The organism is Psychromonas sp. Urea-02u-13, from assembly GCF_002835995.1.
GTDB lineage: Bacteria > Pseudomonadota > Gammaproteobacteria > Enterobacterales > Psychromonadaceae > Psychromonas.
Map to the genome: position 1 here is coordinate 1 of NZ_PJBZ01000236.1, position 641 is coordinate 641.

Here is a 641-nt window from a genome sequence, read left to right on the forward strand (position 1 = left end):
GTTACTACTCAGCCGGTAACTACGATCAATTTACTGAGGGTATGAAAGGATCGTTGTTGAAAAGGTCGATCAATGCATCGAATTGATTGACCCCTTGCTTTCTAACGGTTGATATATAACTTCGAAGTCGACTAAACGTTTCACCTCCATTCTCTGTTCTAAAACAGCCTGATATTTTCTGCTTCAATTTTGCCATTCGAACATCTCGTTCGGCTAAATTATTGTCAAAGGGTAAAAACAAGTTGTTCATAAACCCGAGTACTTCGTCTTTATGCTCCTCCAACCTTGCATGGAGGTTGTGGCTTTTATGCCGTTTCGCTCTTCCTTTTTTCTTCTCTTTAACTAATATGGGGATTTCAGCCTTACCGAGAGTTAATATTTCATCATATTGTTGATTGAACTGCTTTAGTTGTTCCTCTGGGAGGCTTGATAAGTCTTCATTTAGTGCCTCTTCTACTGCCTTTTTTATATCCAATAGGCATTGAATTAACTGAGTTGGCCATATTTGTCCATATTGCTCGGCTGCATAAATGAGCTCTCTTAAATGGTGGGCATTACATAAAAGATGAATACACTTAAAATAGGTGTAATAACTTACCCAATGATCGTGCATAGCGTAACCTTGATAATCTGGCAATATA

General features: G+C 38.2%; 1 protein-coding gene. It reads right to left on the reverse strand.

The genetic code is table 11. The features are described from left to right. Positions 1–25 precede the first annotated feature (25 nt). A partial coding sequence (locus CXF74_RS21585; protein WP_232772622.1) for an IS66 family transposase occupies positions 26–641 on the reverse strand: 616 nt, incomplete at its 5' end.